This window comes from Halomonas sp. H33-56 (assembly GCF_040147035.1).
In the GTDB taxonomy this organism is placed as follows: domain Bacteria; phylum Pseudomonadota; class Gammaproteobacteria; order Pseudomonadales; family Halomonadaceae; genus Halomonas; species Halomonas litopenaei.
The window spans coordinates 3,383,654-3,406,169 of sequence record NZ_JAMSHP010000001.1 but is presented as its reverse complement, the minus strand read 5'-3'; the positions used below and the strand labels follow the sequence as shown (position 1 = coordinate 3,406,169).

The following is a 22,516-nucleotide window of genomic DNA, read 5'->3' as shown; positions in this document are numbered from 1 at the left end:
ACACGCTAGCCATGGGCGGTGCACAGGTACTTGGTCTCGAGGTATTCCTCCATGCCCTCGAGGCCGCCTTCACGACCGAGGCCGGACTGCTTGACGCCGCCAAAGGGGACCTGGGGCCCGGTGATATCCATGGTGTTGGTACCCACCATGCCGACTTCCAGACGTTGCTGGTAGCGACGGATGCGCTGCTGGTCCTTGGCATAGACGTAGGCGGCCAGACCGTAGACCGTGTCGTTGGCAGCGGCGATGGCCTCGTCATCGCTGTCGAAGGCGCGCACCGGGGCGAGGGGCGCGAAGGATTCTTCACTGGCGATGCGCATATCATCGGTGAAGCCGGCCACCAGGGTCGGCATGAAGAAGCGTGGCCCTGGGGCCTGGCCCTGGCCGCGACCGAGCACGCGCGCCCCCCGGGATCTGGCGTCCTCTACCAGTTCGCGGGCCTTGGCCACCGCGTCGCGGTTGATCAGCGGGCCGATCTCGATGTCCTCATCGAAGCCGTTGCCCACCGGCATGTCATTCATGCGCTGGGTGAAGCGCTCGATGAAGGTGTCGTAGAGAGAACGGTGGACGAACAGGCGGTTGGCCGCCACGCAGTCCTGTCCGCTGGTCTGGAAGCGGGCGGCGATGGCGCCTTCCACGGCGGCGTCCAGGTCGGCGTCCTCGCAGACGATGAAAGGGGCGTTGCCACCCAGCTCCATGGCGCTGCGCTTGACCGTGTCGGCGGCCTGAGCCAGCAGCGTCCGGCCGACCTCGGTGGAGCCGGTGAACGACAGCGCGCGAACGCGATTGTCGTCACAGACCTTTTCGGAAAAGCGCTTGCCGGGGCAGGTGAGGACGTTGAATTCGCCCCGGTTCAGCCCGGCCTGTTCGGCCAGTCTGGCCAGGGCAAGTGCGCAGAAAGGGGTCTGGCTTGCTGGATTGACCAGGGTGGTGCAGCCCGCCGCCAGCGCGGCCCCGACCTTGCGGGTAATCATCGCCAGCGGGAAGTTCCAGGGGGTAATGATGGCCACCACGCCGACCGGCTGGCGCAGCGTGCCAAGCGAGATGTCGGGGTCATCCGAGGCCAGGGTATCACCGGCGATGCGTCGCGCCTGGCCGGCAAACCAGCGCAGGAAGCTGGCGGCGTAATCGACCTCGCCACGGGCCTCGGCCAGGGGCTTGCCTTGCTCCAGGGTCATCAGGCGGGCCAGCGCCTCGGCGTTGTCCTGCATCGCCTGGTACCAGGCCATCAGCGCGTCGGCGCGCTCCAGGGCGGGGGTGTCACGCCAGCGCTCGAAGGCCTGACTGGCGGCATCGATGGCCTCGCCCAACTGGTCCTCGGTCAGCTGGGGCACCTTGCCGATGGTCTTTTCGGTGGCCGGGTCTTCGACCTCCCGGGTCTTGCCGTCACTGGCCTCGACCCAACGTCCGCCAAGATAGGCATGGTCAGTCATCAGCTGGTTCTCAGGGGTGTGCATAGGGGCAATCTCCTGAAGAAGTTCCGTTTCCGACCTCCCCAAACTACGCTGCAACGAGCATGTCCTCAAGCCGGGCACGGAGTGGTAGGGTGGGGACGAATCGACACCGGACGTCCCTGTGGATCCCCCGCAGGGGCGATGACAGGAGGTCCCATGAACGTTCGCAGTGAAGGCGTGGTGATCGTAGGTGGTGGTGCCGGCGGCCTCGAGCTTGCCATCCGGCTGGCCAAGGCAGGCCACAAGGACGTATTGCTGATCGACCGTAGCGCCACCCATGTGTGGAAACCGCGGTTGCATGAGCTTGCCGCCGGTTTTCGGCGTGGCGAGGTCGATGAGCTGGACTACGCAGGACTCGCCGAGCACTGGGGGTTTGGCTTCGAGCGCGGTGAACTCGCGGACATCGATCCCGAGGCGCGTACCCTGACCCTGGCCGAGTGGCCCGAAGACGACGGTCGGGTGAGGGTGCCCGGTCGCTGCATCGGCTACCAGGCGGTGGTGCTGGCGATTGGCGGGGTGACCCCGGACATGGGCGTGGAGGGCGTGCTCGAGCATGCCCTGATGCTCGACAGCGAGGCCGACGCCGAGCGACTGTTCGAGCGCTTCTCGACGGGGCTGCTGGCGCATCGCGCCGGGCAGCGCAGTGATCCCTTCCATATCGCCATCGTCGGTTCAGGGGCCACCGGGGTGGAACTGGCAGGGCTGCTGGCCACCGAGGCGCGGGCCTCGAGTGTGGCCCCACGAGAGTGCCAGCCCAGGGTCAAGGTGACCCTGCTGGAGGCGACCGATACCTTCATGCCGGGCATGGAGGATGAGGTGCGCCAGTCCATCCGCAAGCGCCTTTTGAATGTCGGCATCGGCATTCATACCGAACAACAGGTCAGTCGCGTCGATCGCGACCGTCTTACCACCGATGGCGGCGACGAGTTTCCGGCGGACCTGACCATCTGGGCGGCCGGACGCGTGGGGCCGCCGGTGGCCGACTCGATCGACGCGCTGGCGACCACCAAGAAGCGCCAGTGGCGGGTGAAGCCGACCCTGCAGAGTGTCGACAGTGATCACGTCTTTGCGCTGGGTGACTGCTCGGTTATCGACGACGAGCCCGCACCGCCCACCGCCCAGGCGGCCAGCGAGCAGGCAGAACATCTGGCCAAGGAGTTGCCGCGTTTTCTCGCGGGGGAAACGCCGGCGCCCTTCGTCTACGAGGACAAGGGTACCCTGCTGTCGCTGGGTGAGGCCGGCAGCGTCGGCGAAGTGAAAGGCTGGTTCGCCGATGACGTCCAGTTGCGCGGGCGACTCGCGCGGGCGGCCTACCAGGGACTGCAGCGCCAGCACCAGTTCATCCTGCTGGGGCCGCTCAAGGGTACCGCCGAGGCGCTGAGCGACGTCCTCGGCCGCTCGGTCGGGCCACGCCTGAAGATCCACTGACCACGCGTTGCGTGCGCCGGCGGCCGCCACGCCCCTGGCAAAGCGTCGGCGGCCGCTCGACTCAGCTCGGATCGATGGTCAACAAAAGGCGCGTCTCCCCTGCCTGCTGCGCCGGGCTGCGATGTACCAGTCCGCGGCCCTCGTTGCCGCTCCAGCCGTCTCCCTTCAACAGTGCCAGGTCGCCGGTGCCCAGCCGCTGAATGGCATGGGCCTGGCGAAGCGTCTCGGGCTTGTCCGGCGAGGGTGCGCCGAGCCCGGCGCGATTGACCGCAGACTCGGGCAGCCATTCGCTGCCCGGCCCCCGATAGCTGGTGACCAGTCGCACCGGCAACTTGTCGCAGTGAAAGCGTGGACACATGGCGCTGTCCAGCAGGCGCAGTCGTATTCCCAGAGTGTCGGTGTCAAACAGCATCGCCATGGCCTGGGTCAACAGCACGACGTCGTCTAACAGGGGGCAGGCTTGCTCCGGGGCGGGCATGCTGCGCCGGAGTTCTCGCTTCATGGCGGCGTCGGGAACTCCCAGCCACTGAAAACTCCAGCGACGATCGGTATCGCACTGTGCCTGGATGCTGTGTTCCAGGCTGGGGGACAGCGCGCGCTGCATCACCGCGATGGTGATGCCTTGCTCGAAGATGCGCGGCAGGATCGAGGCATCGATACCCTGGGCCCAGTGGACACTTGGCTGCGACTCGCAAGACGCGGTCGGGGCGTCTCCATCGACGCAGGTGGACAGTGAGCTGGACAGCGACATCTTGGCGTCTCCATGGGATGTGTTTACAATGTTATAACGTAACATTTAAAACAAGGAAAGCGCCTCGTGCAGAGAGGGGCTTTCCTTGGCGAGAGCACATGGGGGGAACAGGTTCATGAATGATGCCAGGTTGCCGGTCACGGTACTGTCAGGCTTTCTGGGAGCCGGCAAGACCACCTTGCTGAATCACCTTCTGGCCAATCGCCAGGGGCGTCGGGTCGCGGTCATCGTCAACGACATGAGCGAGGTCAATATCGACGCCGCTCTGGTGCGCGGTGGGCCAGGGGCATCAGACGAGCTGGAGGACCGGGTCACGCTGAACCGCGCCGAAGAGCGCCTGGTGGAGATGAGCAACGGCTGTATCTGCTGCACCCTGCGCGAGGACCTGTTGATCGAGGTCCGCAGGCTGGCCGAGGAGGGGCGCTTCGACAGCCTGGTGATCGAATCCACCGGGATCTCTGAACCCCTGCCGGTGGCGGAGACCTTTACCTTCGCCGATGAGGACGGTCAGTGCCTGTCCGAGATCGCCAGACTCGATACCCTGGTCACCGTGGTCGATGGCGCCAATTTTCTGAGCCAGTACGCTGAAGCCCGCTCCCTCAAGGAGGCGGGGGAGTCGCTGGGCGAGGACGATGAGCGCAATGTTGCGGACCTGCTGGTGGACCAGATCGAGTTCTGCGATGTGCTGGCGATCAGTAAGTGCGACCTGATCTCGGCGCAGCAACTGGCGGAGGTCGAGGCGGTACTGCGCGCCCTCAATCCCGAGGCCGACATCGTCCATATGGTCCAGGGCGAGGTGGCGCTGTCGCGGGTGCTGGATACCGGACGCTTCAGCTTCGAGCGGGCCCAGCGGGCGCCGGGCTGGCTCAAGGAGCTGCGCGGTGAGCATGTGCCGGAAACCGAGGAGTACGGTATCTCGAGTTTTGCCTATGAGGCGCGCCGCCCCTTCCATCCGCGCAGGTTTCATGAACTGCTGCATGGCGACTGGTTCGGTGGCACCTTGCTGCGCTCCAAGGGGTTCTTCTGGCTTGCCAGCCGTCCTCAGTTCGCCGGTCAGTGGAGTCAGGCGGGAGGCATCGCTCACCACGGCCTGGCGGGTCGCTTCTGGCGGGCGGTACCCGAGGAGCAGTGGCCCGAGGACCCGGAGTATCGCGAGGCGATTCTGGCCAAATGGCGGGAGCCCTTCGGTGATATGCGCCAGGAACTGGTGTTCATCGGCCAGAACCTGGCGGAGCAGCGCATTCGTCAGGCGCTGGATGAGTGCCTGCTGAGCGAATCGGAGCTGGCCCTCGGCATGGACGCCTGGGTCGACTCGGATGACCCTTTTCCAGCCTGGTAAAACCAGGCTAACGTCGCTGGCTCAGTGAGTCAGCGACGTTAGCCGGCTCAGTGAGTCAGTTCGGGCCAGTCAGTTCGGGTCATCCGTTCAGCCAATCAGGCCAGCTAGAGGGCCCACCTGCCGGCTGTCGGGAAAGACCTGCTCGGCCAGGGGATCGAGGTCGAGGCCAAGGTGGTCACGCAGCACACCCTTGAGGACGGTGCGGGTGTCCTGGGCGGCGATCAGATCACGGTCGTCACGCAGCCGGGCGAGCCCCGGCCACTGGCCGTGGACGCGCCCCCCTCGAATGGCGCCACCGGCCAGCAGGATGCAGCTGGCGGTGCCATGATCGGTGCCGCCGGTGCCGTTGACGGCCACCGTGCGGCCAAACTCGGTGATGACCACTACGGCGGTGTGCTGCCAGCGTTCGCCGAGCTTGCCGTGCAGTGCTGCAAGCCCGCTATCCAGCTGTTCAAGCTTGCGTGACAGCACCGCATTCTGGCGAGCGTGGGTGTCCCAGCCGTCGTCTTCCACCATGGCGATCTGGGGGCCATCCGCGGCGGCCAGGAACTGTGCTGCCGCCGCCAGGGTATCCTCCAGGCGGCCACCGCTGTCGATATCGGTGGGGGCCATCTGCTGCATCGCCAGGGCGCGCTCGAACACCGGGCCCAGCCGGGGATCCTGTCGATAGAGCGCGGCGACCCGCTGGGCCAGTGACGGCTGGGTGGTACCGTGCGCCGACGGCGACCAGGTGGCGAAGGGGGCCGGCCCACGGATCAACAACGGGCGCGAGGAGGTGAGGCCCAGTCCCTGGGTGTCGCCGAGGCTGCCCACCGCACGGTTCAGCCAGCCGGTGCGGCTTCCTGTGGGGGTGGCGGTGCCGTTTTCCAGGCACTCCTGGGCGTCGAAGTGCGAGCGTCCCTGATAGGGCAGTCCGCAGGCGTGAACCACGGCGAAGTCGCCGGCCTGGTAGAGACGGTGGCAGAAGGCCAGTGACGGATGCAGCGAAAAGGTCCCGTCCAGTCGTGGTGCAACGACTCCTTCCAGCGAGGCCAGGCTGCCACGCAAGCGCCGGTAGGCGGGGTCGCTGTCACAGGGGACGGCGGCGAGGCCATCGAGGGCTCCGCGCAGCAGCACCACGACCAGGCGGCGCTTGCCGAGCGGGGAGTCGGCCGGAGCCAGCGAGGGCCACAGCAGCAGGCTGGCGCCTGCGCCCATGGCCTTGAGAAACTCGCGTCGGTTGAACATGGCGGACTCCGTTGGGTGATGTCGCGACAGCGCTCAGCGCCATTGAAACTCGGGGCTTGCCAGCACCATGGCAAGCGCCTGTGGCCGGGGCGCCTGACTGAGCGCCACCGCGGTGGTTTCACGCAGGCGTGGGCCAAGGCTCTGCTGGGCCAGCTCCATGGGTTCACCATTGGCGTCACCGGCGTGGCGCTGGGCGACCAGCAGTCGCTTGTACAAGGCATCGGCGCCGATCCAGTCGTTGGCATCATCGCTCCATCCGGCCGGGGCGCCGGCGAGAAAAGGTGGCTGGCCCAGCAGTCGAAGCTGCTGGCCCCAGTCACTGCCATCGGGCGAGGGTGCCTTGCCCAGGGCGCGATAGAGCGCGACGAGATATTCCTGCGGACGGCGAAACTTGAGCGCTTGCGGCTGCCACGCCTGGGGGTGGCTGAACAGGGTGCGAAACAGCGCCGACAGGCGACCGTTCTCGCGCTGGAAGGTGGAGGCCAAGGCCGATACCAGCTCACTGGGTGGGTCGTCGGCGACAAAGTGACGGGCAAGCTTGGTGGCGACAAAGGTTGCGGTGGCCTCCTGGCCGGCAACAAAGCGCAGCATGTCACGCCCCTGCCTGGCCCCGCCTGCAGCGAAGCGCCGCCCCAGCAGTTCTCGCTCGCCGCCTTGATGGGCCGCGCCATGAAACAGGCTACCGTAGGGTCCGAGGGCCGGCGCCTCGGTCGATGGCGGCAGTTCTAGCCGTGTCCGCCATCCGGTGATGGCCCTGGCCAGTTCGATCACGTCCTGCTGTTGATAGGGGCCGTCGACGCCGAGGGTATGCAGCTCCAGGATTTCCCGCGCCAGGTTCTCGTTGAGCCCGAGCCGTCCGGCAGAGGCTCTGGCACTTCTGGCCAGCGGCGAATCGGGGCCCACCGACGCTGCATTGTCGAGATAGAGCAGCATGGCCGGATGCTGCTCGACGCCCAGCAACATGGCCGAAAAGCTACCCGACACATAGGGCCGGATGGCCTCGCGCTCGAAGGCCCCGGGCAGCAACTGTACGCCGCCGCGATCGGCGGACACGGTGAAGTGGTTGCTCCAGAACATCACCCAGCGCTCGAGTACCGGAAACGGACTCAGACACTGCTGGCGCCCCCTGGCCTGGATCTCGGCCTGTTTCATCGCGCCAAAACGCTCGAGCAGGGTCGGCAGGCTCTGTGTGGGCTTGTCATTGGCGGCGGCCTCGCTCATGCGTCGACGGGCGGCCGCGTGGTCTCGGCGAAAGCGATCAAAGCGCTCCAGGTAGGTGATGGTGGATGGCAGGGCGGCGAGAGGCTCGATCAGTGGCGCTCGTTCGGCCTCGTCGATCTGCGCCAGCACCCAGCCCTGGGGGTCCTTGGCGATCTCGGCAAGCTCACCTGGCCCCGCGCCGAGGCCAAAGCGATTGGCGGCGATTTCCGCCTGAACGAGGGTGGTGGTCACAGCTGACGCCTCCTGTTGGCATGGCTGACGAAGCCTGGGGCAGGATGCCGGGGGCCGGCCCTGGGGTGAGGCGCCGGGGATCGCCAACAGTTTGGTCGGTAGGTGGCGGGGGAGTTCAGCCGAGTAGGGGGGGATGATCGAGCAGGCCCAGGTCCGAGGCCAGGGCTACGCTTGCACCGGCCTAAGGCGCACCTTTCGTGCATTTTCGATAGGCGTGTCGCGCCAACGCCAACGCCCACGCCAACGTCTCAGGTCAGAGTCTTCGGCGACGGCGCAAGGTGGATGGCGAAAAGTCGACGAGCGATGGTCAGACAAGGCAAAAATCGGTGAGACAGCGCAGTTTACGAGATGTAAATGAGCATGTTGGTGTGATTTTTAACGCCGTATTACCGAGCGCAGGCACTTTTCATACAAAGCCATAGGCTCAGGGCGTGTGCAGGGCAATACTCAACAACACCCGCTTGCCCTTTTCGATCTTCGAGACGCTGTGCTGGTAGAGGTCGGGACGAAACAGGATCACCCGGTCGAACAGGTTGAAGATCACCTTTTCGGTCTCGAATACCCCGCCGGCCCGAGGGGCCTTCAGGATCAGGTTCAGCTTGTAGTAGCGGCCGCCACCCATGGGGTCGTTGTGGCGATAGACGCTGTGGCCTTCGGGGTAGGTGACCAGGTTGGCGGTCAGCCGCCCCAGATCCAGCAGGGTTCGATTGGTGACGCTTGCCATGGGGACTCCTTGGAAGGGCGCGGGACGACTCGGTGATGTCGTGGGTGGACGCCATTCAAACGCATTTTGAGTAATTGCTCAATAACGGGCGGTCGCTCCGGGCTGGCTGGGATCATCAGGACGATGTCGGAGAGACGCGTCCAGACGGCTGGCTGGCCGGTAATGAGGGCGAACGGCGGCGTGGCCGAGCCCCGGGGACTGAACTAGGCTGAAACGAGCCGGGGATAACCGTCCTTCGGCGCCCGGGACTGCCGTCGACAGCGACGGCAAGGGGGAAGCATGTCGGGTCAGATGATGTATCGCCTGCCGGTGGAAGCTGCCGAGCGTGTGCACATGCGCCGCTACATCGCTGCACTGGGCGCGTCCAAGGCTCGACAGGATAATCGAGGCTTCTACCACTACGCCGGCATCCATGGCGCCCCGGGGCGCTGGTGCTGGCATCATCAGTTCTCGCCTCGCACCAGCCTTAGCGCCAGGCTGTTTCTGCCCTGGCACCGGGCCTACCTCCATCGTCTGGAGCAGTCGCTGCAGGATATCGATGAAGAGGTCTCGATCCCCTGGTGGGACTGGACCGGAGGCGAGGGCATTCCCGAGGCCTTCGATGTTGCGCTGATCGATGGCGAGGAGAATCCGCTCCACTCCTCGCGCATCCAGCTTTATCCCCCCCAGGTGCCCGAACCGGTGGACCTGGTCACCGAGCGCAATCCTGGCGGCCTGTTGCCGGTGTTTTCCTTTCCAGTGGCCGACGTGAACGGCGATGGCCGGGCGACGCTGGGCGAGATCGCGGCCTTCCTGGTGGAGCGGGTGGACACCTTCGAGCAGTTCAACGACCTGATCGAGACGGTGCATGATCAGCTCCACGTCTATGTCGGTGCGACCATGGCCAGCACCACCTACGCCGCCTATGATCCGATCTTTTATTCTCACCACTGCATGATCGACCGGCTCTGGTCGCTGTGGCAGAAGAGCCACGGCATCACCAACTTTCCCCCGGGACTCGAGGAGATCGTGCTGGAACCCTTCGGCCTGACCGTCGGCGAAGTGCTCAATGTCCAGTCGCTGGGCTACGAGTATGCCCGTTCGGTGGCGGACCTGACCCTGGCCGGCAGCGGTCTGGAGGAGGCCTGATGATCGAGCAACGCTATCGCCTGCCGCGGCTCGACCTGGGCGCGCTTCGCGCCGATGAGTTCGAGGAAGCCTTCGTCGAGCTTTATGGCATCCACCACCTGCGCCCCAGCTACACCGCCTGGCTCTTCTTCAGCGCGCGCCTGCCGGCCAGGGTGACCCCGCAAAGCCGGGGCTATGCCGGCACCTTTGCGCTGTTCGGCCACGCCGAATGCTGGGGCTCGCCAGGACACTGCCATGGCCCGGATGGTCTCAGACGCTTCGATACCCGGCCTTCCCATCCGATGACACCGGCGTTCAAGCGGGTACCGGTGACCCAGGCCCTGAAGCGCCATCTGCACGCCGGCAAGAGCACCCTGGACATCCAGATCTACGCCTATACGCGCGAGGCCTGGCCCGATCGTGGCGACAAGTCACTGGTGTGTTGCAGCGGGGTGCAACTGGTCACCTTGTGATCGAGCGCAGGCGCAGTTTCGGTGCAGCCTTGTCACTTCGCGGCAGGCTTGATGCTTCCTGGCTTGCCGAGCTGGCTTGCCGAGGCTCTGTCCGAAAAGTCGACGAGCGCAGACACTTTTCAGATATGCCCTAGGCTCTGTCCGAAAAGTCGACGAGCGAAGGTTAGACAAGGCAAAAATCGGTGAGACAGCGCAGTTTACGGGGTGTAAATGAGCATGTTGATCCGATTTTTAACGCCGTATTACCGAGCGCAGGCACTTTTCAGACAAGCCCTAGGCCTTGGAGGACTGGGCCCATAAATTGACCCCACCATCCACCGCGTAGCGGTCGATGTCGGCCAGCTCCTCGTCGCTGAAGTCGAGGTTGTCCAGGGCCTCGACGCAGTCGCTGACCTGATCGGGGCGGCTGGCGCCGATCAAGGCGCTGGTCACGCGGCCGCCGCGCAGCACCCAGGCAATCGCCATCTGCGCCAGACTCTGGCCACGCCGCTCGGCGATGGCGTTGAGCGCCCTGACACGCTCGAGGTTGTCGTCGGACAGGTGCTGTTCGCGGATCGCACCACCGCGAGCAAGACGGCTGTCGTCAGGCACCCCACCCAGGTACTTGGCGGTCAAAAGGCCCTGGGCCAGTGGCGAGAAGACGATCGAGCCGATGCCTTCATCGTCCAGCACATCGAGCAGCCCGTCGTCCTCGATCCAGCGGTTGATCATCGAGTAGCTGGGCTGGTGGATCAGGCAGGGGGTTCCCAGTTCGCGCAGCAGGCGAGCGGCCTCGCGGGTGCGCTCAGGGCTGTACGACGAGATACCGGCGTAGAGCGCCTTGCCCGAGCGTACCGCCTGGTCCAGCGCGCCCATGGTTTCTTCCAGCGGTGTCTCGGGATCGAAGCGGTGGGAGTAGAAGATGTCGACGTAGTCCAGATCCAGGCGCTTGAGACTCTGGTCGAGGCTCGACAGCAGATACTTGCGGCTGCCCCACTCGCCGTAGGGGCCGGGCCACATGTTATAGCCCGCCTTGGTGGAGATGATCAGTTCATCGCGGTGGCCGGCGAAGTCGGTCTTGAGGATGCGCCCGAACATGGACTCGGCGCTGCCAGGCGGCGGGCCATAGTTATTGGCCAGGTCGAAGTGGGTAATGCCGTGATCGAAGGCGGTACGGCAGATCTCGCGAGCGTTGTCTTCATGGGCGTTGTGGCCGAAGTTGTGCCACAGCCCGAGGGACAGGGCGGGCAGCTTGAGGCCACTGCGACCGCAGCGGTGATAGCGCATGCGTTCGTAACGGTCTTCGGCGGGACGATAGCTCATGATGGTCTCCTGTCAGGGCGCACGGGCGCCGTGGCTGTCGTCTCAGCACTTTAGCTGTGTTTGTCGAGGTATCCAAAAGGGCCGCCCCGAAAAAGCCAGGTGAAGGCGGGCAGCACGCAGGCAAGGGCGCAGTCCGGGCAAGATGGTGAGCGCCTGGAAAGGCGAGCGGGAGAAGACTCAGGGGGACTCAGGCGACGGTGAAGCTGCGGGCATGAGAAGCCGCGAGGTAACCCAGGGCGCCATGTACCAGTTAGTGGGCACATGGCGCCTGGGGCGTGACGCCAGGGGCAGGGGTCAGCCGCCGGCGTTCATGGTCTCCGGCATGGCGGCCAGGGTAGCCTCGTCGGAGAGCAGGTCGTGCAGGGTCTGGGACGCCATCTGGGAGTTGCCGTCCATGACCCCGTCGAGCCATACCAGCGCCTGCTCACGGTTGGCGTTCTCCAGGCCATTGGCGGCCAGGTAGGCCTTGGCCAGCGCCAGCCGCGCGGTCTCGTGGCCCTGACGCGCGGCCTTGAGCAGGTAGTCGGCGCCCTGGCGGGTGTCCCGCTCGAGGTTTTCGCCACGCAGGTACTCGCGGCCGAGGCTGGCCTGGGCGCCGGCGTGTCCCTGGTCGGCGGCGCTGGTCAGCAGCTGTTCGCCCCGGCTCGGGTCCTGAGCCAGGCTCTGGTCGCCTCGCACCAGGGCGGTGCCAAGCAGGGCGCGTGCCGACAGGCTGCCGGCGTCGCTGGCCCGGGTCAGCCAGCGCTCGGCCTCGGCCGGGTCGGCGCTGACGCCATTGCCTTCGAGGTAGGCCTCGCCAAGGGTCTGGGCGGCATACTCGTTGCCGGCCTCGGCGGCTTCGCTCAGCAGGCGACGACCCCGCTCGGGGTCGGCTTCCACGCCGTTTCCGGTCAGCAGCATGCCGCCCAGGTCAGCACGCGCGCCGGCGTGGCCACCGGCCACCGCCACCTGGAGCAGTTCGGCGCCCTTGGCCGGGTCGCGGGCGACGCCTTCACCGTCGAGGTACATGCGGCCAAGCGCGGCGGCGGCGCCTGGATGACCCTGGCGGGCGGCTCGCTCGAGCCAGCGGCTGGCCTCGGACAGGTTGCGCCCGACGCCCTCACCGTCGCGATAGGCGCGGCCGAGGTCCGCCATGGAGTTGACGTTGCCCTGACGGGCAGAGGCGATCAGCGCCTGGATGTCACCGGCCTGGCCGCGATCGCGCTGGGTGCGCATCAGCGCCTCGGCGGCGGAGGGGTGGCCGGCGGCCTCGGCCCGTTCGAGCCACTCGGTGGCCTGGGCAAGGTCACGGCTCACCCCGGTACCGTCGCGGTAAGCGCGGCCGAGGACGACCATGGCGTAGGCGTCGCCCTGCTCGGCGGCGTTCTCCAGCAGGCGCCGTCCGTGATCCACCCGAGAATTTCCTCGCTGGGTCGAAGCACCATCGGCCACGGCCATGGCGTCGCCGCCCGGTTCCTGGGTGGGATTCGGGCCTGTCGTCTCGCCGGTCAGCTCGCCAGTCAGATAGGCCTCGCCCAGGCGGGTAGCGGCGCTGGTATCGCCGGCTTCCACCGCCTGGGTCAGCAGGCGCTCCGCCTCACGGGGCTGATAGGGCAGGGGACCGTCCTCGGCCAGATAGGCCTCGCCGAGGGTGCGCAGGGCGCCGCTCTGCCCCTGGTCGATGGCCTCGCGCAACAGCCGTTCGCCCCGGGCCGGATCGGTGGCCACGCCACGGCCGCTGAGGTAGAGCGCGCCCAGCTGTTCGGTGGCAAACGGATGGCCCAGCTCATGTCCGCGCTCGAGATAGCGGGCGGCGATCACTGGCTGGGTCGGCACCACCTCATCGGCCAGGTAGGCCTGGCCGAGCATCGCCAGTGCCAGCGGGTCGTCGTGTCGGGCGGCCTGCTCGAGCAGGCGGATGCCGCGCTGGGGCTCCGCCGGCAGGGCGTCGCCTTCCAGCAAGGCGCGACCCAGGGTCACGCGGGCGTCGACCGAGTCCTCGTCGATGGCCTTTTCGAGCCAATTGCGTGCCTCGATTGGCCGTGCCCTGAGGCCGTCGCCCTCCAGCAGAATCCGGCCCAGGCGCTCCATGGCGTCGACGTCACCGTTCTCGGCCGCCTGGGTCAGCAGGGTCACGCCCTGTTCGGCGCGGCCGCTGTCGAGCATCTCGCGGCCCGCCTTGGCCACCGCGTCGGGGTCACCGGCCTGGGCGGCCTGGGTCAGCCAGTGCAGGCGGCGATCGTCGTTGCCGGCCAGCAGGCCGTCGGCCGAGTACAGCTCAGCCAGTTCGGTCATCGCCTTGATATCGCCGCCGCCGGCGCGCTCGCGCAGGCCTTCGGCGTAACGCTCGGCGTACTCGCGCGAGCGTGCCTTGTCGGTGTCGAGCCAACCGCCCTCGGCGTAGGCGTTGGCCAGTGCCAGGATGGCATCCGGATTACCGTTGTTCGCCGCCTGACGATACAGCGCCAGGGCGCGCTGGGGGTCCGCCGCGACGCCGTCGGCGCCGCGGGCCAGCAATGAGGCCATCACCACGCCTTCGTCACGGCCGATTTCTTCTTCCATGGCCTGCTCGAGCAGATAGTAGGCCAGTACCGGACGATAGGGCGCACCCTGCTGTTCCAGGCTCAGCTTGGCCAGGTTGAGCGATGCGTGGCCAAGGATATAGGACGGCGTGCGCACGGCATCCTCGTAGTAGGCAGCGGCCTTGGCGGGGTCCGCCTGGATGCCCTTGCCCTGATCCCAGATCTTGCCGAGTTCGTAGTAGGCCTTGGGGATGTCCTGGGCGGCCAGCCCCTTGAGCTTGAGGATCGCCTCTCGGGTCTGGCCGGCAGCGACGAGCTGCTGCGCCTCTTCCAGGGTGTTGTCATGCATCCATTCGGGGTTGCGCGGCTGCTCCTTGTCGAAGAAGTCCTGATACTCGGCAGGCAGCGGGTCGACGCCGGTACTCTGGAACTCGGTACCGGGGGCGGCGCAGCCGCCAAGCCACAGCGCCACGGCGACCGAGGCGGTGAGCGGAAAGGCCCGGGACCAGCGTTGGCCCTGGGCGGTGTCTGGGCGAAAACGGGGGAGCATCATAAGCAGGCCTCCTGGTTGATCGTGTGCTGTCACTGAGACGCGCTGTCGTCGTCGAGACCCTCGAAGGCGGTGGTCTCGCGCTCCTGTTCATCGACGACGAGGTGCTGCTGCGCCTCGGGTGACATGAAGTACAACGTCTGGTAACCGCCGGCGCTGCGGTTGTAGACCGGACGCACCTGGGCCAGGAACCGTTCGATGCGCGGGTCATCGAAGCGGCTCTGATAGATCTCCATCCAGGCGAAGTACTGGTTGTCCTTGAGAAAGCCGGTGTACTGCTCGTGGGGCGCCAGGTCTCCAAGCGCCTCGGGATCGTTGAAGATGGTCATGGCGAAGTCCACGGCGTCGTGGATGTCATGGCCGTTGATCTCGAGTTCGAAGATGTCATAGCCCTGGCGTGCGATGACCTGCATGTTGGTGATCAGGTAGAGCAGCGCATAGTTCTGGTAGTGGGTGGCGCGACGACCACGCTCGATCTCCAGCGGAAAGGCGCCGCGCTCGGTCATGTCGGAGAGCGCCGAATGGATGGCGCTGACGCCGAAGCGAAACAGCTCATCGTCCTCGGTAATCACGCCGATCATGCTGGCGTAGAGGGCGCGGCGGTAGAAGTGGTTGTTGCAGCAGCTGTTGCCGGGCTGCCCCTGAATGGCGGCGTGCTTGTGGGCGAGCCGGTTGAGCCACTGCTCGACACGTTGCTTGGCCTGGTCGCTGCCCTCGACGCGGGGACGCACCACCGAGTAGGCCATGCCCGCGGCGAAGATCATCGATTCGGTGGCGAACCAGGCCTGAGGCTCCTTGGGATCGTAGTGGAAGTCGGTCAGGGCATCGTGCTGGGCCCATTGATCGAGAAAGGTCACCAGGCAGTCGGCGTAGTAGGTGTCGCCGGTGGCCACGAAGGAGCCGGCGAGCATCGACACACTGTCCTCGAAGTCGAACAGGGGTTCGGATGCCAGTTCCCACTCCTTGGGGCTGGGATAATAGCCGGGGATCCGCAGGCGCGTGGTAATCGGCTCCTGGGCCAGCAGTTGCTGGCAGCTGGGTCCGTTGGTCAGTTGATCGAGCTCCTGCAACAGGATCGAGTTGTCGGTGTCGGCCAGTGTTTCCATGCGGGCCTCTACATCGAAGTAGGAGGCGTCAGGTCTGGTCACTCGGTAGTCGCTGAGGTCCAGCTCGGCCCGTTCTTCCAGGGTCATGGCGTGCGCGGACGATACCAGGGCGGCACCCATCGTCAGGCCGAGCGTCAGGCCCGTTGCCAGCTTTCCCGACAACCTGGCCGTCGGCCATCCCATCACTCTGTGTGCCAGACGCTTGAGCGGATTTGCCGAGCGTTGGTCGAAGTGGTGGCACCGGCCGGATTCGAATGCCGGCATCGATGGGCCCAGGCCTCGGGTGGGGAGGGGACCGGGGGATGAGCCATGGGATGGGGGCATCAAGCGTCTCCTTGGCGGCGCCCCTGGGGGCGCCGCGATCATGAACGGGGGGCGTAGAAACGGAAGTCGGCAAAGTCAGCGTGCTGGTCACTGGGGGTGCGCCAGTCCTCACCGTGGCCACCGAAGAAGGTCGAGAACATCAGGCCATCGATGTGCACGTCGTCGTCGGTACGGTAGGTGAGATTGGTCTGCTCGAGCACCGGCCGACCATCGACCCACACCCGGGCAATGCCGTTGGCCTTGCCGGGGTCGTTGAGGATGATCTCCTGCTCCAGGGTGACCCACTGACCGGTGGGGAAGGTGAAGCGGCCTCGGGCCACCGAGTCGCCGTAGTCGCCCTCGCCGCCGACCACGTATTCGTAAAGTTCACCCTGGCCGTCTTCGCGCCACATGTAGCGCATGGAGAAGCCATTCTCGCCGGTGACATCGTCACCGCCGCTGGGCGCTTCGCCGCCGTAGAGCCCCGGCAGCTTGCCGCCCTTGACGAAGTTGAACCCGCTCTCGAAGCGAACCCGGTAGCTCAGGCAGGCGTGATCGCGCCCTTCGAGCGCGGAAGGCTCGGTGTAGAAGCCGGCGCCTCCGGTGTCGGTGTCGCCAGGCGAGGAGGTGTCCTCGGGATAGAGGACCCTGAGCGCCGGTGTCGCCGAATGACCCGACAACAGCTCGACGTTCTCCTCGGTGCCCCAGGTACGGGTGGTGTCGAAGCCTTCGCGGATGGCGTCGTGGGCGCTTTTCTCACCCAGCGCAGGGGCGGGTGAGGCGACCAGCGGATGGCGCGCCGAGCAGGCGGCGACCTGGGGGACGCCGGGGCTCTGCTGATCGGCGTCGCTGTCATTGGCGCCGTTGTCCGCCAGGGCGGGTTGGGTAGCGCAGATGGCCAGCAGGGTGGCGGACAGGCGCGTCGTCAGTGTCGACATGGCGTTCGATCTCCTGTTGGCTCACGACCACCGCGGTGGTCGTGGCAAGTGGGACGGATACGTGTAAAGAAAGAGCGTGGCTCAGCCGGCGGTGTCGGCGGCGTCGTTGTCACCAATGCCCGAGAACAGCTGGCTGGCCTGCTGGACCACCCGGCGGCCGCTCTGCCAGATCCACTCGGCGGTGGCGCCCAGCAGGGCCTGTTCGGTAAAGCGCACGTCCACCGGAGTACCGACGCTTTCCACCGGCAGCGGCTTTTCCGGTACCAGCAGCACGCTGGCGACGTTCTGCTGTTGGCGTACCCAGCTCGGGAAGCCGGCGCGCGGCTGGCGCTCGATGTCCAGCGCCACGCTGCGCACCCGAGCGCTGATCGGGCCGGAGGCGTTGGGCAGCGACAGATAGGCGAGTTGATCGGGCTCGATGCGATCGATGTCGTCCATATGCACCAGCGCCTCGACCATGACCTCGTCGTCGCCGGTACGCATCAGCGTCATGATCTTTTCGCTTTCGTTGATATAGGTGCCGTCGGAGCTCGACAGCGCCCACGCCACCAGGCAGTCGCAGGGGCTGTAGATCTCGTTCTGGGATTGGCGCGCCTGCAGCGCGGTGACCCTGGACGCCTGGAAGTCCCGGGCGGTCTCGAACTGATCGATACGTGCACGAGCGATGTCCGGGGACACCGTCTCGAAGCTCACGGCGTCACCGTTGCCGGGCTCGGCGGAGTTGGCCAGGCTGACCTGTCCGCCATTGGCGCCGTCGAGGTTTTCCTGAAGGTTCTCGATCAGTTGGCTGTTGTAGCGCTGGGCGGCCTCGGCCAGGATCAGGTCGGACTCCAGATCGACGTCCTTGACTCGGGTGAGCTGCTCGTCCCGTGTGACACGGTCACCTGCCTTGAGTTCGTGCGCCATCAGGATGCCGGGGCTCGGTGCACGAATGTCGATGCGTGGCGCGGTGACAGCGGCGAAGTTGGGCTCGATCAGCATGAAGTTGCGATAGGCGGTGGCCGCCGCGACCACCGCGAGCACCGCGAAGCCAATGAACAGCGCCACGTAGCGGCCCATGGGCCTCGGCGGACGAGCCGCCGCCTGGGGCGTGCTGCCGGTGCCGCGACGCTTGCGTGGGGTCTGGGCATCCTCGCCCTGGACCATCTGCTCGACGTCCAGCGGCCGGCCGGCCAGATGGGCGCGGACCACGCGGCGCAGCAGCTCAAGGTGGGAGGGGGAGATGTCGGTGATCTCGAAGCCGGCGTGGTGTGCGCCACCGCGACCTTCCAGCGCCAGGCTATGGCGGCACTGGGCGCTCACGGGTACCAGTAGCTCGCCGCTGGCGGTGGTGATGGCGATGCTGCCGCGCACCCTGGCGTCCTGGCGCATCGGGCGCGGGCTCTCGATGGCGAAGCCGCCCTGGGACAGGTCCAGCCCGCGGAAGCGGTTGCCGTCATCGAAGCGCACCTCGAAGGTCGGCGAAACGCGGATGTAGCGGCGCTCATCGCGGCGCTCATGGGCCAGTCCCGAGCCTGCCGGTGCCTCTTCTTGGCGCGGCTGGGAGCGCGTATCGCCCAGATGGGGTTCGGCGCGCGGTGCGGGTTCCGGCTGGTGTGTGGGCTCGTGGCGAGGTGTGGAGGTGTCCTTGTCGTCGAAGTAATCGCTCATATCGGTGTCCTGAAGTCAGTATTCGCTGAGCCGTGGCGGTGTCTGGCCGTACATGCGGCCCAGCGACAAAGTGTGGCCGTGTCGTCGTTGTCAGCCGTGGCGTTCAGCCGTGGCGTGGCTGCACCTGGATGCGCAGGTCACTCAGCGACAGCCTGGTGTCGTGAAGATCGAGCGAGCAGCGCTGCTGGTCGGTGCAGCTCAACAGATCGCCGGGGGCTGGAGTGGTCCCCTGGGCGTCCTTGAGGCGGTCGATCAACGCCGGCGGGACCTCTAGCGTGGTGCCCTGGGGGCTGCCGCTGAGATTGGTGGCCTCGCCGATGCTGCTTGCGCCCAGGCGTTCGATCAGCCGATCGCTGATCCGCAGCTCGCCGGCAGGCAGGCGCAGCTCGCCCGAGCCATCCTCGATGCGGCTGGCCAGCCAGCGACTGGCGTCAGGCAGCTCGGCACTGTCGCTGGGCACCGGGCCTGCACGCTCGAGGATCTTCAGCGAGGTAGCGTCAGGTACTTTCAGTACGCCGGTGGCCAGGGTCAGCACGAACAACATCAGGCACACATGAAAGCCATGCAGCAGGTGACCCATGCGACGCTGGCGGCGAACCGCCTTTTCATCACCTGGCTCGCCGGCGGAGATGCCCTGGCGTGACCACTTCTGACGGTTGAAGCGAAAGCTCACATAGGTCTTGAGCAGGGCGCCGTAGACCTGGTTGTAGTAGATCAGCGGGATCCACAGAAGGCTGAAGCGACCACGCTGCCAGGCCAGGATCGAGGTGGAGATCCCGCGGGTGAACAGGATCCACAGGGCATAGGCGAAGATGAACGACGGCCGCACAAACAGCGTCACCAGGATCGCCACGATGGGGCCGATCAGGGTCGTCCACATGGACAGCCGCTGGTCGATCAGGCTCCACCAGGTGAATAGCCCCATCGGCCTCGGTCCCAGGGCAATGGCGCGACCGCTGGTGCGCAGCATGTTGCCGTACCAGCGACGCATCAGGTCGGTGGTCGAGGCAAAGAAGCGCTTGCGGTCCGGCAGCTCCTCGAATCCCGAGACGTAGACATCCGGCAGGTAGAGCATCTTCCAGCCGTTCTTTAGCAACCAGTACCAGGTCGACTTGTCGTCCCCGGACAGGAACTTGAAATTGCCGAAGCGCCAATGCTCGACGTGGTCGTTCTCGACCATGTCGATAAAGTCCGGGTGGGTCGCCAGGTCGGCGCGGAAGGCGCTGTAGCGGCCGGTCAGGACCAGCAGCCGCTCGGACACCGACATCGAGCTCATCACCAGATGACGCTGGGCGTAACGCAGGTCGTACCACTCCTTGGTGGCATCGTTGCCGGTGACGATGGCGCTGTTGTTGGTGGTCAGGGCGCCGAGATCATCGCGCAGGGCAAAGAACGACAGCGAGCGCTCCAGGGTTCCGGGCTCGAGCAGGATATCCCCGTCCATGGACACCAGCAGGGCGTCGGGGGCCGGGGCCCGGCGCGAGATCGCACGCAGCACCTCGGCCATCGCCGAGCGCTTGCCGTCGCCCTTCTGGAACATGTAGCGGACCTCGATGTGCGACGGCCAGCGGTGTTCCTGCAGTACGTGGGAGATGATGTCCACGTCGGTCTGGTCCGAGACCGAGGCAAAGATGGTGGTCGGCACGCCATAGTGCCGCGTCTCCTCGATCAGCGCGTCGTAGACCCGGAAGCAGACGTCGGGGTCGATGCGAAAGGAGGTGCACAGCACGTAGAGCTCTGACGGCTTGCCGGACTCTCCCAGGGCGTCGGCCTCGGCCCGCATCTGTGGAAAGACGCGGCGGTTGTACCACACCGATCGCAGCGCCTGGACGAACCACCATGAATAGCGCCACGCACCGACCGCGCCAATGGCGAAGAAGAAGCTCTTCGACGCCGGCGAGAACACCTCGGAGGGCAACTCGCTGACCAGCACGATCAGCAGCGACAGCAGCAGCGCCAGGGTGGTCAGCTCCGTGGCCTTGCTGGCCACGGAGGTGTGCTTGGGTAGCGATGACATGGTGGCGTCCTTACACCCGGGGGTGTTGCAGGGAGGCGCCGCGACCCATGGCGTAGTATTCGAGACCCGCCGCTTCGACGTCCTCGGGTGAGAAGAGGTTGCGTCCATCGATCACCAGCGGGTGATTGAGGGTGCGCGCGATCTTGTCGAAGTCGACGGTGCGGAAGGCCTTCCACTCGGTGCAGATGACCAGGGCGTCGGCGCCTTCCAGGGCAGCGTCACGCTGCTTGGAGAGACACAGGTCCGAGCGCTCGCCGTAGATGCGATGGCACTCGGCGGCGGCCTCGGGGTCGTAGGCCTGGACCCGGGCGCCGGCTTGCCACAGCTGTTCCATCAGTACCCGGCTCGGCGCCTCGCGCATGTCGTCGGTGTTGGGCTTGAAGGCGAGTCCCCACAGGGCGATGGTGCGGCCCTTGAGGTTGCCGTGGAGCGCCAGTTCCAGCTTGTCGAACAGCCGCGTCTTCTGGGCGTCGTTGACCGTTTCCACCGCCTGCAGCATGCGGGCGGGGGCGCCGACCTCGCTGGCGGTGCGGGCCAGTGCCTTGACGTCCTTGGGGAAGCAGGAGCCGCCGTAGCCACAGCCGGGATAGATGAAGTGGTAGCCGATACGCGGGTCGCTGCCGATGCCGTGGCGGACCTGCTCGACGTCCGCACCCAGGTGCTCGGCCAGGTTGGCGATTTCGTTGATGAAGCTGATCTTGGTTGCGAGCATGGCGTTGGCGGCGTACTTGGTCAGTTCGGCGCTGCGCACGTCCATGAACATCAGCTTGTCGCGCTGGCGGCTGTAGGGGGCATAGCACTCGCGCATCAGCTTGCGGACCTTGTCGCTGTCGGTACCGATGACGATCCGCGCCCCCCGCGAGAAGTCCTCGATAGCCGCGCCTTCCTTGAGGAATTCCGGGTTGGAGCAGACGTCGAAGTCGACCTCGGCCTGGCGTCCCTCCAGGGTATCGGCCACCGCCTGATGAACCTTGTCGGCGGTCCCCACCGGGACGGTGGACTTGTTGATGATGACGCGATATCCGTCCATGTGCTGGCCGATGGTACGGGCCACGCCAAGCACGTGGGTCAGGTCGGCGCTGCCGTCCTCGTCAGGGGGCGTTCCCACCGCGATGAACTGCAACAGGCCATGGGCCACTCCTTCCTCCGGGCTATCGGAGAAGGTCAGGCGCTCGTCTTCCATATTGTGGCGAATCAGATCCTCGAGGCCTGGCTCAAAGATCGGTACCTCACCGCGCTTGAGGCGGGCGACCTTGACCTGATCGACGTCCACACACATCACGTCGTGTCCCACATCGGCCAGGCAGGCGCCGGTGACCAGTCCTACGTAACCCGAGCCGTGAATCGTGATTTTCATGAACTCACTCCTTGCCGTCGCTTGTGATATTGGCGGCCTTGCCTCGGGCGTCGGAGGGACGCCGGGAAAGCCTTGTTCTGACCGCAATGAGGGCAAGGATCGATCCAGTTATCTTTTTGTATTTTAAAAACAACAACTTATTTGGATGCGTGCTCTAGTGAGCGTTCTCCGGGATGACCGATGGTCGGCCGGAATGTCGCCATTAACAGACAATGGTGCGCGACGTTCGTATAAAGCATTAGAAATCAATTAGTTATATGTTGCTCTATGGATACGCCAATGGTTTTTTGTGTTATAAGTTATTGATAATAAAGTGAAAACACTGTTTTCTTACGTTTCTCCGATCAGCACCCGATCGGAGCATCATGCTTGAGACGGTTTTTGCGGCATGACGATCGCCATGCTGACGTTATCGACGCCGAGTAACGGCAGAGCCTCCAGGCGTCGAGCCGCGGCGAACGTCGAGCTGGACGACCCGGCAGTGAAACAGTGTCATCAGCGGATGAGGGGAGGAATGCTTTTTTGAACAGTGGCTTAGGCTTTGAATATGGGTCGAACAGGGGAACCAGGAGGGACCGAAGCTCACATGCGTCCACTGGAGAGTATGAGGTTTATCGCCATCATTGGTGTTAGTTAAGTATGAATGACGCGAAGTTATTGGCGTTAATTATATGAGCGTTGTTTTCAGAAGTTTGCATAAAACATCAATGGAATAGATGGTTCCCAAAACCACTGTACTTGAGTCCAATGCTAGTTATAAAAAAGCTTCGCTAATACTGCTTCCACAGTGTGCCGATAAGGTGCGTTATCGAGGACAGAAATATCCTTGGGCGCGCT

General features: G+C 65.5%; 16 protein-coding genes. 4 read left to right on the top strand and 12 right to left on the bottom strand.

Annotated elements, in window-relative coordinates; translation table 11 throughout:
* Nucleotides 1–5: 5 nt before the first annotated feature.
* Nucleotides 6–1,457: an NAD-dependent succinate-semialdehyde dehydrogenase gene (locus tag NFH98_RS14560; protein ID WP_045992554.1), complete on the bottom strand. Its 1,452-nt coding sequence runs from the start codon at nt 1,455–1,457 to the stop codon at nt 6–8.
* A 153-nt stretch (nt 1,458–1,610) separates the two neighbouring features.
* On the opposite strand from NFH98_RS14560, the gene NFH98_RS14555 reads away from it, so the two are divergent.
* Nucleotides 1,611–2,882, top strand: coding sequence for an NAD(P)/FAD-dependent oxidoreductase (locus NFH98_RS14555; RefSeq protein WP_349622896.1), 1,272 nt, complete (start codon nt 1,611–1,613; stop codon nt 2,880–2,882).
* A gap of 61 nt (nt 2,883–2,943) precedes the next feature.
* On the opposite strand, the gene NFH98_RS14550 is transcribed toward NFH98_RS14555, so the two are convergent.
* Complete coding sequence (locus NFH98_RS14550) at nt 2,944–3,633, bottom strand: DUF1826 domain-containing protein (protein WP_349622895.1); 690 nt, start codon at nt 3,631–3,633, stop codon at nt 2,944–2,946.
* A 115-nt stretch (nt 3,634–3,748) separates the two neighbouring features.
* Between NFH98_RS14550 and zigA the strand changes: the two genes are divergently transcribed.
* Nucleotides 3,749–4,972, top strand: a complete 1,224-nt coding sequence (gene zigA / locus NFH98_RS14545) for a zinc metallochaperone GTPase ZigA (protein ID WP_349622894.1) — start codon at nt 3,749–3,751, stop codon at nt 4,970–4,972.
* An 87-nt stretch (nt 4,973–5,059) separates the two neighbouring features.
* Here the strand turns inward: zigA and NFH98_RS14540 are convergent, their stop codons facing one another.
* The 3 genes from NFH98_RS14540 to NFH98_RS14530 all read right to left on the bottom strand — a co-directional run bounded on the left by NFH98_RS14540 (nt 5,060) and on the right by NFH98_RS14530 (nt 8,375).
* Nucleotides 5,060–6,199, bottom strand: coding sequence for a DUF1501 domain-containing protein (locus NFH98_RS14540; RefSeq protein ID WP_349622893.1), 1,140 nt, complete (start codon nt 6,197–6,199; stop codon nt 5,060–5,062).
* Between the two features lie 33 nt (nt 6,200–6,232).
* Nucleotides 6,233–7,651, bottom strand: coding sequence for a DUF1800 domain-containing protein (locus NFH98_RS14535; protein ID WP_349622892.1), 1,419 nt, complete (start codon nt 7,649–7,651; stop codon nt 6,233–6,235).
* 424 nt (nt 7,652–8,075) lie between these two features.
* Nucleotides 8,076–8,375, bottom strand: a complete 300-nt coding sequence (locus tag NFH98_RS14530; RefSeq protein WP_124803051.1) for a 2OG-Fe(II) oxygenase — start codon at nt 8,373–8,375, stop codon at nt 8,076–8,078.
* Nucleotides 8,376–8,654: 279 nt separating this feature from the next.
* Here NFH98_RS14530 and NFH98_RS14525 point away from each other — a divergent pair, with 279 nt between their 5' ends.
* Both NFH98_RS14525 and NFH98_RS14520 read left to right on the top strand, forming a co-directional pair.
* Nucleotides 8,655–9,503 (top strand): tyrosinase family protein, encoded by an 849-nt coding sequence (locus tag NFH98_RS14525; RefSeq protein WP_349622891.1) that lies wholly within the window; start codon nt 8,655–8,657, stop codon nt 9,501–9,503.
* The gene (locus tag NFH98_RS14520; protein ID WP_045992561.1) at nt 9,503–9,955 is read left to right on the top strand and encodes a hypothetical protein; all 453 of its coding nucleotides are present in this window, start codon (nt 9,503–9,505) and stop codon (nt 9,953–9,955) included. The genes NFH98_RS14525 and NFH98_RS14520 overlap by 1 nt, the downstream gene beginning before the upstream one ends.
* A 273-nt stretch (nt 9,956–10,228) precedes the next feature.
* Here NFH98_RS14520 and mgrA read toward each other — a convergent pair whose 3' ends face one another.
* From mgrA to NFH98_RS14485, 7 genes are all read right to left on the bottom strand, one after another.
* Nucleotides 10,229–11,257, bottom strand: a complete 1,029-nt coding sequence (gene mgrA / locus NFH98_RS14515) for an L-glyceraldehyde 3-phosphate reductase (RefSeq protein ID WP_124803047.1) — start codon at nt 11,255–11,257, stop codon at nt 10,229–10,231.
* Between the two features lie 294 nt (nt 11,258–11,551).
* Complete coding sequence (locus NFH98_RS14510; protein ID WP_349622890.1) at nt 11,552–14,311, bottom strand: SEL1-like repeat protein; 2,760 nt, start codon at nt 14,309–14,311, stop codon at nt 11,552–11,554.
* A gap of 29 nt (nt 14,312–14,340) precedes the next feature.
* Nucleotides 14,341–15,597 (bottom strand): alginate lyase family protein, encoded by a 1,257-nt coding sequence (locus NFH98_RS14505; RefSeq protein WP_083970380.1) that lies wholly within the window; start codon nt 15,595–15,597, stop codon nt 14,341–14,343.
* A gap of 179 nt (nt 15,598–15,776) precedes the next feature.
* Complete coding sequence (locus NFH98_RS14500) at nt 15,777–16,655, bottom strand: polysaccharide lyase (RefSeq protein ID WP_205254744.1); 879 nt, start codon at nt 16,653–16,655, stop codon at nt 15,777–15,779.
* 81 nt (nt 16,656–16,736) lie between these two features.
* Complete coding sequence (locus tag NFH98_RS14495) at nt 16,737–18,305, bottom strand: PilZ domain-containing protein (RefSeq protein ID WP_124803043.1); 1,569 nt, start codon at nt 18,303–18,305, stop codon at nt 16,737–16,739.
* 103 nt (nt 18,306–18,408) lie between these two features.
* Nucleotides 18,409–20,322 carry a glycosyltransferase gene (locus NFH98_RS14490; RefSeq protein ID WP_124803041.1) on the bottom strand — a complete coding sequence of 638 codons (1,914 nt, stop codon included), beginning with the start codon at nt 20,320–20,322 and terminating at the stop codon, nt 18,409–18,411.
* 10 nt (nt 20,323–20,332) lie between these two features.
* Nucleotides 20,333–21,679, bottom strand: a complete 1,347-nt coding sequence (locus tag NFH98_RS14485) for a UDP-glucose dehydrogenase family protein (RefSeq protein WP_213231477.1) — start codon at nt 21,677–21,679, stop codon at nt 20,333–20,335.
* Nucleotides 21,680–22,516 lie beyond the last annotated feature (837 nt).